This window comes from Rufibacter glacialis (assembly GCF_008271745.1).
In the GTDB taxonomy this organism is placed as follows: domain Bacteria; phylum Bacteroidota; class Bacteroidia; order Cytophagales; family Hymenobacteraceae; genus Nibribacter; species Nibribacter glacialis.
This window is the reverse complement of record NZ_VKKZ01000023.1, coordinates 217,991-234,135: the sequence shown is the minus strand read 5'-3', so window position 1 is coordinate 234,135 and position 16,145 is coordinate 217,991. Positions and strand designations below refer to the sequence as shown.

11 protein-coding genes are annotated in these 16,145 nt (G+C 50.3%); 4 read left to right on the top strand and 7 right to left on the bottom strand.

The window, feature by feature from the left end:
- Positions 1–114 precede the first annotated feature (114 nt).
- Positions 115–1,623 carry a malate:quinone oxidoreductase gene (locus tag FOE74_RS16990; protein WP_149099831.1) on the top strand — a complete coding sequence of 503 codons (1,509 nt, stop codon included), beginning with the start codon at positions 115–117 and terminating at the stop codon, positions 1,621–1,623.
- 561 nt (positions 1,624–2,184) lie between these two features.
- Here the strand turns inward: FOE74_RS16990 and FOE74_RS16985 are convergent.
- Positions 2,185–2,856, bottom strand: coding sequence for a metallophosphoesterase family protein (locus FOE74_RS16985; protein ID WP_149099830.1), 672 nt, complete (start codon positions 2,854–2,856; stop codon positions 2,185–2,187).
- A gap of 176 nt (positions 2,857–3,032) precedes the next feature.
- On the opposite strand from FOE74_RS16985, the gene FOE74_RS16980 reads away from it, so the two are divergent.
- The gene (locus FOE74_RS16980; protein ID WP_149099829.1) at positions 3,033–5,948 is read left to right on the top strand and encodes a PD-(D/E)XK nuclease family protein; all 2,916 of its coding nucleotides are present in this window, start codon (positions 3,033–3,035) and stop codon (positions 5,946–5,948) included.
- Between the two features lie 531 nt (positions 5,949–6,479).
- On the opposite strand, the gene FOE74_RS16975 is transcribed toward FOE74_RS16980, so the two are convergent.
- Entirely contained in the window at positions 6,480–6,911 is a 432-nt protein-coding gene (locus tag FOE74_RS16975; protein WP_188686908.1) for a DUF2062 domain-containing protein, read from the bottom strand.
- A 448-nt stretch (positions 6,912–7,359) separates the two neighbouring features.
- Between FOE74_RS16975 and rmuC the strand changes: the two genes are divergently transcribed.
- Positions 7,360–8,736 (top strand): DNA recombination protein RmuC, encoded by a 1,377-nt coding sequence (gene rmuC, locus FOE74_RS16970; RefSeq protein ID WP_149099827.1) that lies wholly within the window; start codon positions 7,360–7,362, stop codon positions 8,734–8,736.
- A gap of 405 nt (positions 8,737–9,141) precedes the next feature.
- Here the strand turns inward: rmuC and FOE74_RS16965 are convergent, their stop codons facing one another.
- Together FOE74_RS16965 and FOE74_RS16960 are read right to left on the bottom strand one after the other, a co-directional pair.
- Positions 9,142–9,858, bottom strand: coding sequence for a pirin family protein (locus tag FOE74_RS16965; RefSeq protein ID WP_149099826.1), 717 nt, complete (start codon positions 9,856–9,858; stop codon positions 9,142–9,144).
- Between the two features lie 154 nt (positions 9,859–10,012).
- Positions 10,013–10,774: a LexA family transcriptional regulator gene (locus FOE74_RS16960; protein WP_149099825.1), complete on the bottom strand. Its 762-nt coding sequence runs from the start codon at positions 10,772–10,774 to the stop codon at positions 10,013–10,015.
- A gap of 335 nt (positions 10,775–11,109) precedes the next feature.
- Between FOE74_RS16960 and FOE74_RS16955 the strand changes: the two genes are divergently transcribed.
- Positions 11,110–12,321, top strand: a complete 1,212-nt coding sequence (locus FOE74_RS16955; protein ID WP_149099824.1) for a S8 family serine peptidase — start codon at positions 11,110–11,112, stop codon at positions 12,319–12,321.
- Positions 12,322–12,451: 130 nt separating this feature from the next.
- On the opposite strand, the gene recQ is transcribed toward FOE74_RS16955, so the two are convergent.
- The 3 genes from recQ to FOE74_RS16940 all read right to left on the bottom strand — a co-directional run bounded on the left by recQ (position 12,452) and on the right by FOE74_RS16940 (position 16,145).
- Entirely contained in the window at positions 12,452–14,581 is a 2,130-nt protein-coding gene (gene recQ, locus FOE74_RS16950; protein ID WP_149099823.1) for a DNA helicase RecQ, read from the bottom strand.
- A 123-nt stretch (positions 14,582–14,704) separates the two neighbouring features.
- Positions 14,705–15,037, bottom strand: a complete 333-nt coding sequence (locus FOE74_RS16945; RefSeq protein ID WP_149099822.1) for a phage holin family protein — start codon at positions 15,035–15,037, stop codon at positions 14,705–14,707.
- 16 nt (positions 15,038–15,053) lie between these two features.
- A complete protein-coding gene (locus FOE74_RS16940) occupies positions 15,054–16,145 on the bottom strand; it encodes an agmatinase family protein (protein ID WP_225840861.1) in 1,092 nt (363 codons plus the stop codon).

Sequence of the window (16,145 nt, the reverse complement as noted above, 5' to 3'; positions counted from 1 at the left end):
CCTTTATCAGCGCCACTGCCCATGCAGTGGCGTTTTTTATTTAGGTTCATCCAGATTTGGGCAAAACACTTTCTGTTGGTTTCTTCGTACTCTAGGTAGATATAACAGCAGACCATGGACAAGATAATAACTGAACCAGATGTAGTGTTGATTGGCGCCGGCATCATGAGCGCCACGTTGGGCGTGATGCTGAAACAACTACAGCCGGATCTGACAATAGAAATACACGAGCGACTAGACGAGGTGGCAGCCGAGAGTTCAGATGCCTGGAATAACGCCGGCACCGGCCACTCTGCTTTCTGTGAGCTCAATTATACGCCTGAAAAGGCAGACGGCTCCATAGATATCTCCAAAGCAGATGTCATTGCCGAATGGTTTGAGCAGTCGCGCCAGTTTTGGGCTTTTTTAGTGGAAAGAGGCATTATCTCAGACCCCAAGGCTTTTATCCGCAGCGTACCGCACATGAGCTTTGTGTGGGGCGATAAAAATGTCTCTTTCCTGCGCAAGCGCTACCAGGCCATGACTTCTTCGCCCCTTTTCCAGGGCATGCAATACTCAGAAGATTTTGACCAACTCCACCAATGGATGCCCCTCATCATGAAAGGGCGCAACAGAAACGAGAAGGTGGCGGCCACCCGCATGGAAGTAGGCACTGACGTGAACTTCGGGTGCCTTACCCGGCAGCTCTTCAAACACCTGAAAGAGATGGGCGGCGTGGAGTTGTTCCGTAACCACGAGGTTCGTTCCTTCAAACGCAAAGACAACGGCCACTGGAGCGTGCGCATCAAAGACCTTACCACCGGACAGAAACGCAGAGCCCGCACCAAATTCGTCTTTATCGGCGCTGGGGGGGGATCACTGCCCCTTTTATTGGCTACCGGTATTCCCGAAGGCAAAGGATTTGGGGGCTTCCCCGTTAGTGGGCAGTGGCTGAAATGTACCAACCCTGAGATTATTGCCCAGCACCAGGCCAAGGTTTACGGCAAAGCCTCTGTTGGGTCCCCGCCCATGTCGGTACCGCACCTTGACACGCGCGTGATCAACGGGGAGAAAGCTTTGCTCTTTGGGCCTTATGCCGGATTCACCACCAAATTCCTGAAGAAAGGGTCTTTCTTTGACCTTCCGCTTTCTATCAAGGTAAACAATCTCCGGCCTTTGCTGGCCGCTGGCTATACCAATATCCCGCTCACCAAGTACCTCATCAACCAAGTCATGCAGTCGCCGGAAGACCGTTTGCAGTCCTTGAAGGAGTACGTGCCCACGGCCCAGGGCGATGATTGGGAACTGGAAGTTGCCGGACAGCGGGTGCAGGTCATCAAGAAAGACGCGAAAAAAGGCGGCGTTTTAGAATTCGGCACCGAAATGGTCAGTGCCGCTGATGGTTCCGTAGCAGCCTTGTTGGGAGCTTCCCCTGGCGCCTCCACGGCTGTGTCTATCATGGTAGACCTCATCCATAAATGCTTCCCGCAGAAAGCCGCTTCTCCTGAATGGAAGGAGAAAATAAAGCAGATGATTCCCACCTATGGCATGTCCTTGGCCAAAAATCCGCAGTTGTGTGAGGAAACCAGGGCATTCACGGGCCGCCTGCTCCAATTGCAGGAACCGCACCCGGTACAGAGTTAGCGAATACATAGCCTCAGGTTTCTCCTGGGGCTATTTTTTTAGTCAGCTTTTAGAGTTATGCGGGCGGGGGCTTTGCGTCAGCAGTAGCCAGTTGGCTTAAATATGGGGCGTTTCTGGTGGGCGCAGAAGGATGTTTTTTCAATACAGGTTCTTGGTAGAGACAAGGCACTGCCTTGTCTCACGGTCGCAGATGAAAAACCCTTCACTGGTGTGTACCGCTGTTGTTGATGTTCACATCATACACCTCTTATGCCTCTTCCTGCGGCTTTTTTGCTCATAAGGAGGTTTTGTGCACGCCTTTCGTTACTCCCCTGGCATTTCCGCTTTCAGCGTTGATCCATGTGCGGCTCTTTGCATAGCTGCAGATAAGCGCTCACGGCCGCGAGGCCCCGCCTTCCGCCCTCACGCTGTGCCCTCTACTCCGCCCACTTCACTGCCGCTCAGGGGCGGTCGAGTGCTAGGCGCTCAAGCGAAAGGCTGGAACAGGCGATGCGTGGGAAATGGCGGTAGACCTCACAGGTTTCCAAAACCTGTGAGGTCTTGGCTCCTCGGGACCTGGATTTACCCCTCTTCCCTATTTGGGGTAAATTTAAGTTCTAGCGTATCTAAATTCAAGGCAGCTAAATAGCCAAGCCTGCTCTTGAAAACGCAGCCCCCGTCTATATTTAAGACGGAATCCACCGGGGTTTGTAGTGAGGTTTTCATCTGCTCTAGGGGGATTGGGGTGTGTCCGTGCACGACCTTACGGTGGCCTAGCTTTTGGGGATCTACCTCGAAATCCCTGGCCCATAAAAGGGTATGGCGGTCAGAAGAAGGGTCAGCGGCGGCGAAGTTGAATCCTGCGTGCACCAACAGGTAATCGTCCAGCTCCAGGAAAAGGTCCAGTTTTTCAAAAAACGCCCAGTAAACGGGCCCAATCTCCTGAAGGGAAGTCGCCTGAAAACTCTTCAAGGTCTCTTTTCCTCCGTTCAACATCCAGGTAGTATGGTAAAGGGCATCTTCGCGGGCTTGCAGCAGCATGTCTTCATGGTTTCCGCACAAGGCGTGAATGGAATAGCCCTCTTTCTGTGAGGCCATGATGTAATCCAATACCCCCTTAGAATCTGGTCCCCGGTCAATGTAATCCCCTAATAGGTAAAGGTCATCCTTGTGTTTTAGTTGGATCACCTCCTCCACCAGATACCTAAAGGTTTTTAAACATCCATGAATATCAGAAATGGCATATCGGCTCATAAGCTTCCCCCTCGGTTTTACCTTGTTGTACGGGCATGTTATAAGAAGTTCTGCCAGCAGAAACCTTCAAAGGCCTTCCTGTCACTCTTGGGCTGCTTTTGGCCTGTTTTCAAAAATACCGCCTGAAAACGTTGTATCTTGCTTCTTGATCTTCTTACCAGATTCCTCACCGCGTCATGCAATCTTTCCTGCGGCAAACCGCTGAACATATCTACCAAACATACACAGACCGTCTGAGCGATCTGTGCATTGTTTTGCCTACCCGTCGGGCCACGCTGTACTTCAAGAACGCCTTGGCCCAAGCCGCTCCTACCGGTATCTGGTCGCCGCAGATTTACTCCATGGAGGATTTTGTCTGCAACATGGCCCAGGTGGATGTGCTGGAACCCCTGCATTTGCAGCTGGACCTCTATGACCTCCTGCTGCGCTTTGACCCGAAGCTGGATTTTGACCAGTTTGTGGGGTGGTCGGCGATGTTGCTGGAAGATTTCTCGCGCATGGACATGGAGTTGGCCGACCCCAAAGCAGTGTTTGAATACGTGAGTGAGGCCAAGGCACTGGAACGGTGGGATCCCTCCAAGCCGGGCAGCAGCGCCCTTACGGGCAACGTGAAGCAATACTTTCAGCTGTGGGCCAATCTGGAGCGCACCTATTTCGCGCTGAAGGAGAAACTCGCGAAAGATAAACAGGCCTATACCGGCATGGCCTTCCGTATGGTCTCTGACCGCATCAAAGACATTGCGCAGAGCAGCGAAAGCTTTTACCGTTACATTTTCATTGGGTTAAACGCGCTGTCAAAGGCCGAGCAGAAGATCATCCACACCTTGCTGCAGGCGGGCAAAGCCGACGTGTTCTTTGATTCAGATGAGTATTACATGGCCCCGGAGGCTGAGAAACGGGCCGGTCACTTTCTGAAGCGCTACAAAACCAAGTGGCCGCTGCCCGAATGGAACTGGCAACAGAACCTGCTGCTCACCGACACCAAGGAAATCAACGTGATTGGCGTGGCCAATGCCAGCATGCAAGGCAAGATTGCCGGGCAACTGCTGCGCGAGATCCGGCAGCAAGACCCTACCGCGGAGATCGCCATCGTTCTGCCCGATGAAACCCTGCTCCTGCCGGTCTTGCACTCTATTTCAGATGAGGTCTCTGATTATAACGTGACCATGGGTCTCTCCTTTAAAGGAACGCCTTTGTTCAACCTGGTAGACCTTCTCTTTGACGTGCACCTTACCGGCGTGGTGCAGCCCACAGATACCGGCTACAAGGTGAACCGTTACCACCACCTGGCCGTGACCAAACTGTTGCAGCACCCCTTTCTGCGCCGGTATGAGCAGTACCTGAACAGCATTGCCGAGCGGGAAACGGATCTGGACCTGTTTCAGCACGTGCTGGATGAGATGGTGGCCCGCAACAGCGTCTTGCTGACCGCCGAAGAAATCATCCGGCTGGGCCGGGAACACCCGATGTTCATCACCCTCTTTCGGACCTGGGACGACTGCACCGACCTGATTGACACCTTGTACCAGTTGGTAGATGCCCTGGGCCGCATTTACCGGGTAGAATCTGAAAACCCCATTGAAACGGAGTACCTCTACATTCTGTACACCATTGTAAAGCGGCTGGACTCACTCTTTGACTGCCGTGAGCACAAGATCTCGGTGCGTAGTTTCAAGAAGTTCCTGTATGAGCAGATTGGCAATACCAAGCTGCCGTTCAGCGGGGAACCTATCTCGCCCACCCAGGTCATGGGGATGCTGGAAACCCGCGCCCTGGACTTTGAGAACCTCATCATCCTGAGCGTGAACGAGAATGTGCTGCCCCAGCCCAAGCAGCAGAATTCGCTTTTCCCGTTTGATGTGCTGCGCACCTTCGGGCTGCCCACTTACGCCGAGCAGGAAAGCATCACCTCCTATTATTTCTACCGCCTGTTGCAGCGGGCCAAACGCGTGAACCTGCTCTACGTGCTTCCTTCAGACACCTACGGTTCCGGCGAGAAAAGCCGCTTCCTGCTGCAGTTGCAACATGACCTGGCCCCGCGCAACCCCAACATCACGTTCTCCGAGATGACCGCCGTGGTAGAGCAACTGGACACCAAAGAGTACGAGCCCGACATCATCATCCAGAAAGACGCCGAGGTGCTGGCAAAACTAAAAGAGCAGCTGAAACGCGGCCTTTACCCATCGCACCTGAACCAGTTCGTGAACTGCTCTCTGCAATACTACTTCAGCCGCATCGCCAAGCTGGAAGAGGTAGACGAGATAGACGAGCTGGTAGGCGCTGACACATTTGGCACTATCGTGCACCAGGTGCTGGAAGACTATTTCAGGCCCTTCGCCGAGGAAGCCCGTCCGCTGGAGAAGCTGGATGTGCAGCAGATGATCGATGCGCTGCCGAAGAAAGTACAGCTGGAGTTCAAACGCGGCACTTTAGGCAACCTACCGGAGCAAGGCATGAACCTGATTCTGTACCAGGTGGCCGTGCAACTACTCACCCGCTACCTGGAAAGCCTGCTGCAGTCAGAGGAACTGCCACTTTACATTCTTCAACTGGAAGAAACCCTGCTCACCGACCTGGAGGTGAAACTACCCTCAGGTGAGAAAGTACCCGTGCGCATTGCCGGCAAAGCCGACCGTATTGACCTCAGTGGCCGCACCTTGCGCGTAATTGACTACAAAACCGGCAAAGTAGAGGCCCGCCATTTGAAAGTAGCCCCTGAGGAATTGGAGGCGACGCTCCTTCATGACCGCCACCTGGACAAGGTGCGCCAGCTGTGGCTCTACCGGTACATTCTGGCCAAGGAAATCCAGAAGGGAAGCTTGTTGGAAAGCAAAGTCCTGAACCTGCCCAAGAACCAATATGACTTTGAGGCGGGTATCATTTCCTTCCGGAATTTAGGTGCTGGGGTACTGACTTCTGAACTTCCGTTCGTAGATGCCTTGGGCGAACCAAAAGATTTCATAGAAGCCTCAGAGCACCTCCTCAAGGACCTGGTCATCCGGATGCTGGACCCTCAAGACCCTATCCGGAAAACCAATGACCTGGAAACCTGCCAGTACTGCGCCTACAAAAGCATTTGCGCCCGAGGGTAGTCTACAGCTTCCTATTCCTGAGGACTTGTTTTAAGGCTGTTTTAATAAAAATAGCCTTAAAACAAGTTTGCCAATTTGGTAAAGTAACCAAGAAAAATAAGCTGTCTCTCACGTAAAGCTTTCCATCACATCTCTAAAGAAGAAGGGCAATGTGAGGTAGATGTCTGAAGAAAGCCCTTTTTCTCCCATTCCACCAAAGACGCTTCTACAGTTAAAACCTTTTACCGAAGTTTTATTTAATGGCCCTTTTTGAGAAATCAGGCCCTAAACCTTACTTATGATTGTTCCTTCCTAAGGCTAATAATAAAAGTGCCTTCCTACAGGAAGTCTTCACCTGCTTTTTAAGGAAAAGGATGAATAGTGCTAGCCTCCTGCCAGCAAAGGCTTTCCACAGAAAAGCCCGAAGGTCCTGTTACGGCGCCACCGGGCTTAAATTAGGGTTCCAGGACCAGGGATTTAGTGCCTCAGAAAATAAGGTACTTCAAAGAAAGAGGTAAATGATTGGCTTCTTTAAAAATATGGGCGCCTCACCTAGGCAGCAGGTTGGGCAGGCAACAGACGGTACAGCATCTTTCGGCTTAAAAAATAAATAGCCACTCCTAAAGGAATACTGCACAAAAGCCAGGCCACCACGCCAAGCAGATTAGCGAACCAAAGTTGCTGCAAAGCCAGAAGCCAGTCTGATTGGAACATCAAGCTCAGTTTCTCCAGGGAAAAAGGAATAGGAGTAACCGGGAAAATGGTCTGCCCTAGGTCCACGAAGGGAACGTACAGCGCCAATTGCACCGGCTGCATCAAATACCCAATAAGAATGGTAAAAGCCACGTTCAGTCGCAGCCGCAAAGCCCAGAAAGTGCAAAGGATGGTAGTAAGCCCCAGGAAGGGAACCATGCCAAAGCCAGCGCCCAACGTAATGGTCAAAGCCAATTGGTGCGGCGTGACTCCTTGTTTGACTAATTCCAACACCGGCTCATACAGCCGCCGGCGGATAAATTTTTTAAAAGTTGTAAATGTAAAGGGCAACACAATAGAGGATAAATTTATTCAATATAGAAGTCTATGGTTCTTTTAAAAAGGTAACGCTTAAAGCAGACCTTTCCACACGTAACAGGACACTTATTTTGCTTTCTTCAAGATAGGTACTTCATTCCGTTTTCCGCCTGGTTTCCCAACCTTTAGCAAAAACAGAGAGGGAAACCTATTTAGGAAACCCTTCCTCTCTTAATACCAGGTTCCTGCTTAAGTAACCGCTCTTTTAATTAGAAAAACAGGAATTTCCTGCTTTTGCCCTTCTTTTCATAAAAAGACAGGGAAACCCATTGCTAACCCTATTACTATTTGCGAAAAATTTTAGGAAAGGGCACTTTTGCTTTATCTTTAAGTGTTGGTTCTGTTAACCAGCCTCACTCCTATGGACATCACGCTTTCCCTGCTGGCTTTTCTGCTTGGCGCCATCATCACCTATTTCATGGTGCGGTCAAAACTGGCTGCGCTCCAGACTCAGCTGCAGAACCTGGAAGGCGACCGCGTGGTGGCCTTAAAGCAACAGGAAGCCGCCCAGGCAGAAACCGCTAAGCTGCAGGAACAGGTTCGGCGGGAGAACAGCAAAGTCATGGAGCTGCACGCAGAAGTAACCCGGGCCGAGAATGACATCTACCACCTCAAACAGAAACTGTCAGATGAGCGGGCTGAGCTTTCCCATCTTCGGGAAACGTTCATGCAGCAGTTCACCCAGGTGTCTAACCAGGTGCTGGTCACCAATGCTGAGCACTTCAGGAAGGCCTCCGCTGAAAACCTGGAGCAGGTGTTGTCTCCCCTGAAAGAACGAATTAAGGAGTTTGAAAGTAAAGTAGAGCAGACCTACGAAAAAACCCTGAAAGACACTACTTCCCTAAAGGAACAAATCACCTACATGGCCAGCCTGAACCAACAGATGAGCCAGGATGCGGTAAATTTGACCAAAGCGTTACGGGGCGAGAAAAAAGCCCAGGGGAATTGGGGCGAGTACCTGCTGGAGAACCTACTGGAGAAATCTGGCCTGGAACGGGACGTGCATTACCGCCGCGAACAGGTTTTACAGCACGACGATGCTAAGATTTTCCGGCCAGACGTCATCATTGACCTGCCCGACAACAAGCATCTCATCATTGACTCAAAAGTAAGTTTAGTGGCATATGATGCCTATTGCAACTGTGAAGATGAAGGGCAGCAACAACTTTACCTCAAAAGCCACGCCCAGTCCATCAGGAACCACTACACTGACCTGAGCCGCAAAAATTACCAATACCTGCACGGTATCCATTCCCCGGATTTCGTGCTGATGTATATTCCCATTGAACCGGCCTTCAATTTGGCCATCCAGCAGGATCGTGACCTTTTCCTGGAGGCCTTGGACCGCAACATCGTCTTTGTCACCACCTCTACCCTTCTAGCAACCCTACGCACGGTGGCTAGTGTCTGGAAACAGGAAAGCCAGAAACGCAACGTATTAAGGATTGCGGAGGAAAGCGGAAAGCTGTACGATAAATTCGCCAATTTCTTAGAAGACCTGAAAGACATTGGGGTCAATCTTGACCGGAGCCAACAGAAATACCAGGCTGCCATGAACAAGCTCTCTGAAGGAAATGGCAACCTGCTCAAAAAGGTAGAACTCCTGAAAAAATTAGGGGCCCGCACCAGCAAAACCATGGAGACGCAATGGCTTCAGAATACCTCTTCGGTGGCGTTGGGTTTACTAGAAGGTGATACCTTGAAGGAAGAAAACGTGGCAGACGGTATGGAAGGGTAAAACCTTTATAAAAGTACTTAACTGAAAAGGCAGTTACGGTTAACTTGATAGCCGTCACTGCCTTTTCAGTTTAAAATAACCTATTATGTTTACCAGCATTTGGTTCTTAAAGCAGGAAGGACCAACCTTTAAGTTGCCAGATTAGGGTAACTTATAGCAGCAATTGTAATTCCTTTAGTTCAGCAGATGGATGATTTTTCATCAGGAAGCTGGTTGATTCCATCTTCCGCTAAACGAGGGATTATCACTATTCCTTTAATGCTAATAGCTATGCCTTTGAAAGATTACATAAGAGTTTCATTCTTGAACCTTACCATTACTATACCTATTCCAAGAAACTCTACCCACAAAAAAAAGACGGACCTTTGGAAAAAGATCCGTCTTCCCCTTTAATGGGTAAAATGCTTAGTAATTTGCTTCTACTCCAGGTAAGTCTATTAGAAGGAAGGAGCTGTCAGCAGTGGCTTGGATACGAAGGGCGTCTACATCGGCTGACCGTACCTGGTCGTTTTTCTGCACCTGGATCCCATTTACAAAGAGCTCACCGGAAGTCACATAGATCAAGCCTTTCCGAATAGGGAAGGTTTTGAAGTCGATTTCTTTCCCTTCGCTAAGGTTTGCGTGGTAAATGGTGGAATTGGAATTGATGAACACCACATCTTCCAGTACTTTCTGCCCGGTCACCAAAGGAATCAACTGATTCTTCTCCCCGGTGAAATCAATGGGCTTTTGCTCATAGGAAGGGGTCAGGCCCTTTTTATTAGGGATAAACCAAAGTTGGTACAAGTGCAACTCCCCTTCTGTATGGTTGTGTTCTGAATGGCTGACACCCGTACCGGTAGACATGCGCTGAACCTCCCCGCCTTTGATCACCGTTTTGTTCCCCAAGCTGTCTGAGTGGGTGACTTCTCCTTCCAGAACAATGGTCACGATTTCCATTTCTGAGTGGGAGTGTTCAGGAAACCCGCTGTTCCCTTTGATGTAATCATCGTTGAAAACCCGCAATGGCCCCCATTGCACGTTGTTCGGGTCATAATAATCAGAAAAGGAAAAGAGGAAATATGAATCAAGCCAGCCATGGGTGGCATGGTGTCTTTCAGAGGCGGGAATCACTTTTATCATATGATTGACGTTTTGGGTTCCTGATTAAATACGTACCCACGTGCCGGAGGTTTATAATGCCTTTCCTATATAAAAAAGGTTCGGCGTTTAGGGGTTGTTCTGGTTAAAACAACCCCTAAACGCCGAACCGGAGTTTAATTTTGACGATAAGATTTTACTTGGCCGTCTTTAGTTTCTTTACTTCTTGCTGCAGGTCAAGTACCAAGGAGGTTAGTTTATCCAGGGAGATTTCCGCCAGCGGGAAGGTAGTGCTGATGTAGGCTTTCGCTTCCCACAGTTCCACCACATCTTCCAAAGCCACGGTGTATGGCTCATAGCTGGGGTTGTCTGAATGGAGCCTCAATGCCGTTTCTTTCTGTTGGTGGTAGATGCGTTTAAACACGATCCCTTCCTGCAGGCTCACCACCACGCAGGGGGTTCCGTCTTTTATTTCCTGCCAGTTTTCTACATAACGGCCCACAATCACCGTTCCCGAAGGGATGGGCAGCATGGAATCTCCCTTGATCTCAAAAGCGCGGTACGTGCCCGGGCTCTGGATCATAGGAAGCCTGAACTTAGGAAGCTCTTCCATGAATTCAGGGTCAGAATACCCATTAAGGTAACCTGCACTGGCCTTGTACGGCACCAATTCTATATTTTCTCTGTCCTGGGCATCAACCGTAATGGAGAGCACCTTGACATTTGGCTGACGACGGCCTCCTCCACCTTTGGCGGTATTAGGCAAATCTGGATTGATAAGCTCATCTACTGACAAGTTAAACACCTGCGCCATCTTCACCAGGGTGACCAGTTTAGGTTCTGCCCTACCCTCTTCATAGGCACCAATCAGGGATCGCTTAATCTCCAGCTTTTCGGCAAGCTGTACCTGGGTCAGATTAAGTTGCTTTCTTAGGTATTTGAGATTAGTGCTGAGCATATGTCTGTTTGTCTATTTTTAAGAAAAGTAAAAGTACTAATTCTTTAGCAAATAACTAACAGTTTTGGCATCTGATTCTGTTCCAGAATTAATTATTTTTCTTTCTTTAAGTACCACCTTTAAAAAAGACCTAATGATCAACCAGATACCATGATTTATATAATTATATAAGAATTAAGATACTTCTATGTTCTCATCATTATCAAACTATTATTTATATAAACCCTTGGAGGGCATTTGGATTATTTTGTACATTTGAACACTTTACCAATGAATCCCCCTAGGTGGTGGAGAAAAAAGAAATTATATGATTTTATTTTACTAATTCTTATTTTATGAATTCATCTTCGTTCAAGAAAGCGGTGTCTTTCTTTGCCTTGGCCTCTGTGTTTTCAATGGCAGGTTGCCAGCAGGATGGCTTAATGGAAGAGGTAGCTACTAAAGCGCCTGTTGATCCTTCCGCTTCCTCAAAAGTGATTGCAGGGAAGTACATTGTCATCCTCAAAAACAACAACGCGTTGTCCAGCTCTGCCGTTAGGGAGCGCGTGTTAGGCAAAAACGGTCTGGAACTGAGCCGTGCCCGTGAAATTTTACAAGGCGCCATCAATGGCTTCTCCGGTTCTTTCAGCGAAGATGAGATCCAAAAATTAAAAGCCGACCAGAACGTGGCCTTCATTGAACCAGAGCAAGCCATCATGCTGGGCAAAGGCTCTAAAATGGGTTCAACAGTTTCACTTTCTAGCCGCACTACTACCTCCAACACTACTACTTCCACTTCTACCACTTCTACGCAATCTATTCCTTGGGGCGTTGCCCGGGTAGGTTACGGCGACGGTACCGGCAAAACGGTATGGGTAATTGATTCTGGCGTACAGTCTAACCACCCAGACCTGAACGTAGACATTGCCCGCAGCAAATCCTTTATCTCCGGCGATGTGTCTATTGAAGATGGCTATGGCCACGGTACCAGCGTTGCCGGGGTAATTGGCGCGAAGAACAACAATGAAGGAGTAGTTGGGGTTGCCGCCAATGCTACTATTGTAGCTCTTAGAGTGTTTGACAACACTGGCTATGGTACCCTTACCCGTATCTACTCTGCCGTGAACCATGTGTTTTCTAACGCCAAACCAGGTGATGTGGTGAACATGAGCCTTCGGGTAAATGCCTCTACCATGTTGGATGACCTGATCAAGAAGACGGCCGCCAAAGGAGTTTACTTCGCGGTAGCCTCAGGAAACAGCTACATTGACTGTGTAGTGGATTCTCCGGCCCGTATCATTGCACCTAACGTGTACGTGGTTTCTAACATGGACATCAACAGTAACTTCAGCCCTAGTTCTAACTATGGCGCCTCTGTTACTTACTCTGCCCCTGGTACTGATGTACTGACCACTGGAACCAACAGCGGTTACCGTTATGCCTCTGGTACTTCCTTTGCTGCCCCGCACGTAGCTGGTATCCTGGCCGTGAACGGAGGCGTAGTTAATTCCCAAGGGTTCGTGAACAATGACCCAGACGGTAAACCAGATCCTATCGCTCTGAAATAATCTTTCAGGTTTCATAAAAAGAAAGGCCCGCCAACATTTTGGCGGGCCTTTCTTTTTGATCACATATTTCGTTTTAGGCCTGTTTTCAGAAATAGAAGCTAAAACGATTCTCTTTCAGGTCAAACCCGTTTTAACTATTCTCTTTATTGAACCGGCCAATCCCCAGCCTGATTTTCATGTAATCAATCTCTCCTTCCAGATAATCAAAGATGGGTTTCATGGCCGCTGTCTGTTTGGTTTGCAGAATGGCTTCGCGCACCCGGCTGTACTCCCAATCTGCCAGATATGGCTTCAAGTCCACTTCATAACCCTGCTGGTATAAAGTAGCCAGGTGCGAGTAAATGGTGGTCAGTTGAACCTGGCGCTGTTCAGATATTTGCTCTGGGGTTTTCCCTTGGCGCAGGAGTTCATAGGTGACCAGGTGGGTGGTGCCTTTCAATCGGGCCTGCTGCTGGTCGGCTTGTTGGGCCAGGAAACTGAGAATGGCGTTGATGAAGATCTCCCCGTACTGCTCGTACTTCGCCTGCGCCACCCCTGATATTGCCAAGAAGGCGGGTTTATTGGTAGGCCGTTGCTCTACGATTTCCTGCAAGGTATTATCGGTGAAGACCACGTACGGCGGAATGTTGCGTTCATTGGCCAATTGTTTGCGGAGTTGCCGAAGGTGCTCAAACAAGGCATTCTCCACCCCGCTTCTGCTTTTCTTCTGCCGCTTCTCTTTCTCTTCTTTGGGCAACGGTGCCTGGAATTTTACCAGTTCCACTTTTTTGCCCCTGAACAGCACCTCCTGGCTGGCATTCGTCAGCTTCAAGGCGCCGTGCTCATCATAGGCCACTTCCAGAATGCCTTGGTTGATGAGTTGATGGATATACCGCTGCCAATCCTGCGACGGCACCTCGCGGCCGGCCCCAAAGGTCTTCAACTGGTCATAGCCCCGGCTAATGGTCAACTGGTTGCGTGAACCCCGCAGAATATCCACCACTTGCGCAGAGGCGACCGTTTCTTTGGTTCTGGCTACCGCCGAAAGGATCTTCTGGGCCAGTTCGGTTCCGTTGAACGAGGTTGGCGGATTGTCGCAGATGTCACAGTTGCCGCAGTCCCGGTCAAACTCCTCGCCAAAGTAGTGCATGAGCGTTTTGCGGCGGCAACTGGTGCTTTCGGCAAATTGCTGCATGCGGTCCAGCTTGGCCAATGACAACGCCTGTTCCTTGTTGTCGCCCTGGGTTACAATATCCCGCAGGGTCATCACATCCGCCAGGCTGTAAAATAGCAACGCCTCAGCCGGAGCCCCGTCGCGGCCTCCCCTTCCTATCTCCTGGTAATAGCTCTCCAGGTTCTTGGGCAGGTTGTAATGGATAACCCAGCGCACATTGGATTTGTCAATGCCCATGCCGAAGGCGATGGTGGCGCACATGATCTGGATGTTGTCCTGCAGAAATTTCTCCTGCACCTTGTCTCGGTCTTTAGCAGACAGGCCGGCATGGTAATAATCGGCGTTAAAACCTTTTTCCTTTAATTTGGCAGCCAGAGACTCCGTGGCCTTGCGGCTGAGGCAGTAAATGATGCCCGGTTGGAACGGGCGCTCCTCCAGGAAATCCAAGATGGCCTCCATGCGCTTCTGCCCCGGCTGCACCTGCAGGTGGATGTTGGGCCGGTCAAAAGAGGAAATGAAGACCCGGGGGTTCTGTAGGTACAGCTGGGTAAGGATGTCTTTCTGGGTGAGACGGTCGGCGGTGGCGGTGAGCGCGATGATGGGCACCTCCGGGAACTGCAGCTTCAGGTTTTTGAGCTGCAAATACTCTGGCCGGAAGTCATGGCCCCAGGCCGAAATACAGTGAGCCTCGTCAATGGCGAACAAACTGATCTCCAGGCGCTTCAGGAAAGAAAAGAAACCGGCAGACAAAAGCTTCTCCGGCGACACATAGAGCATTTTCAGGCGGCCGTCAAAACACTGCTGTTCAATCAACTGCTGTTCTTTGGCGGCTTGGGAGCTGTTGAGGTAGCCCGCGTTGACCCCGTTGGCCAGCAGGGCCTCCACCTGGTCTTTCATCAAAGCAATCAAGGGCGACACCACCACGCATAAACCCGGCAGCACCAGCCCCGGCACCTGATAGCACACTGACTTTCCGCCGCCGGTAGGCATGAGCACGACCGTGTCCCGTTTTGCCAGAACGTTTCCAATGATATCCTCTTGACCCGGTCTGAACTGATCATAGCCAAAAAACTGCTTCAGAACCTCCCGTGCTTCCTTAACTCCCATTTTAATGTCTTTTCACAAAAATACGGCAAAATCGGCTCTTATCCTTTCGCCTCAAACCCCAGCAACAGAAATAGCCCGGAATTGCTTCCGGGCTACCCACGATTCCTCAATTTGGGGCTGTTTTTAGAAAATTGCGTCTAAAATGGCCGTGACAATTGACAGGGCCAAGCTGAACAAGATCGCCGTCAACAAGCCGCTGATGTCAACCCCGCTCAGAAGATAATCTGCCAGATACAGGATAATGGCATTGATCACCAGCAAGAACAGGCCCAAGGTTAAAAAGGTGATGGGAATGGTCAGGATAACCAAAATAGGCCGTACCACGGCGTTCAGGATAGCCAACACTAAGGCAAAAAGAATAGCAGTGCTGTACCCGTCAATTTTGACCCCGGGGAAGAACTTGGCCAGAACTATGGCAATGAAACCGGTAAGGATGATCTTGAGGATAAATCCCATGTTGTGTGGTTTAAGGTTAATGCGAAGCTTCTAAGCGTTTCTGTGATACGGCCATCCAGTTGCAGAGTTTATAGAGCAGGCGCGCGCCTACGTTTCCGTTCCACTCTGTGTCACCGGGGGCCACTTCGCATAAATCAAACCCAATGATCTCCCGGCCTGATTTCACCAGGGCCTTGATCAGGTACACTGCCTCCTCAAACTCAAACCCACCGGGCACCGGGGTTCCCGTACCTGGGCAAAGCTTGGGGTCTAAGCCATCAATGTCAAAACTGATGTACACCTTCTGGGGCAACTGCGCAATGATCTTCTTGCACTGCTTGCGCCACGAGGTTCCTTCATACATCTTGGTTTTGATCTTGCTGTCATAGAAGGTGGTGATGCGGCCATTAGACTGATCTACCAACTCCGCTTCTGCCTGACAAAGATCTCTGATGCCTACCTGCACCAGTTTTTTCACCTGGGGCAGCTTCAAGGCATTAAACATGATGGAGGCATGCGAGTAGGTAAACCCTTCATAGGCATCACGCAAGTCGGCGTGGGCATCAACCTGCAAGATGCCGTATTCCTCGTGTTTTTCCGCCAAAGCGTGCATGAAGCCCAACGGCGTACTATGGTCTCCGCCTAAAACCCCTACCAGCTTGTTCTGTTCCAGCAAGGCCAGGGTTTCTCTCTTGGACCATTGCAGCAAAGCCTCACCTCTTTGGTTTACTTCTTCAATGGTTGCCTCATGGATAGCGCTGTCCCCTTTGCTGCCGTTTTCCAGAAATTCAATGTACGCTTCCGTTTTCTCACGCAGGCGCTGGCTTTCCTGCGCCCAATCTTCCGGAACCGCCGGCATGTGGATGCCCAGGTGCCAGGCGTTGGGTAACTCCGGATCGAACAGGTCCAGTTGGGGCGAGGCGTCTCGCACGGCCGCGGGGCCCTCGGCGGTGCCGGCGTTGTAGGAAACGGTTACTTCCCAGGGAATGGGAAAAATCACGATTTCAGATTCTTCCTGGGTAAAAGGGAGGCCAAACAGGCCGCTTCCCACTTCCCCCACCCCGTTCTGGTCAAAAGAGGTGATCTTGGTGTGCTTGGAATCGCACATGGTAGGCATGTTCAAACTCAT

Bases quoted from the DNA above. Each gene is read 5' to 3' on its own strand.
- FOE74_RS16940 (WP_225840861.1), bottom strand. From the start codon at position 16,145: ATGAGTTTGAACATGCCTACCATGTGCGATTCCAAGCACACCAAGATC.
- FOE74_RS16965 (WP_149099826.1), bottom strand. From the start codon at position 9,858: ATGATAAAAGTGATTCCCGCCTCTGAAAGACACCATGCCACCCATGGC.
- rmuC (WP_149099827.1), top strand. From the start codon at position 7,360: ATGGACATCACGCTTTCCCTGCTGGCTTTTCTGCTTGGCGCCATCATC.
- FOE74_RS16945 (WP_149099822.1), bottom strand. From the start codon at position 15,037: ATGGGATTTATCCTCAAGATCATCCTTACCGGTTTCATTGCCATAGTT.
- FOE74_RS16990 (WP_149099831.1), top strand. From the start codon at position 115: ATGGACAAGATAATAACTGAACCAGATGTAGTGTTGATTGGCGCCGGC.
- FOE74_RS16985 (WP_149099830.1), bottom strand. From the start codon at position 2,856: ATGAGCCGATATGCCATTTCTGATATTCATGGATGTTTAAAAACCTTT.
- recQ (WP_149099823.1), bottom strand. From the start codon at position 14,581: ATGGGAGTTAAGGAAGCACGGGAGGTTCTGAAGCAGTTTTTTGGCTAT.
- FOE74_RS16980 (WP_149099829.1), top strand. From the start codon at position 3,033: ATGCAATCTTTCCTGCGGCAAACCGCTGAACATATCTACCAAACATAC.
- FOE74_RS16955 (WP_149099824.1), top strand. From the start codon at position 11,110: ATGAATTCATCTTCGTTCAAGAAAGCGGTGTCTTTCTTTGCCTTGGCC.
- FOE74_RS16960 (WP_149099825.1), bottom strand. From the start codon at position 10,774: ATGCTCAGCACTAATCTCAAATACCTAAGAAAGCAACTTAATCTGACC.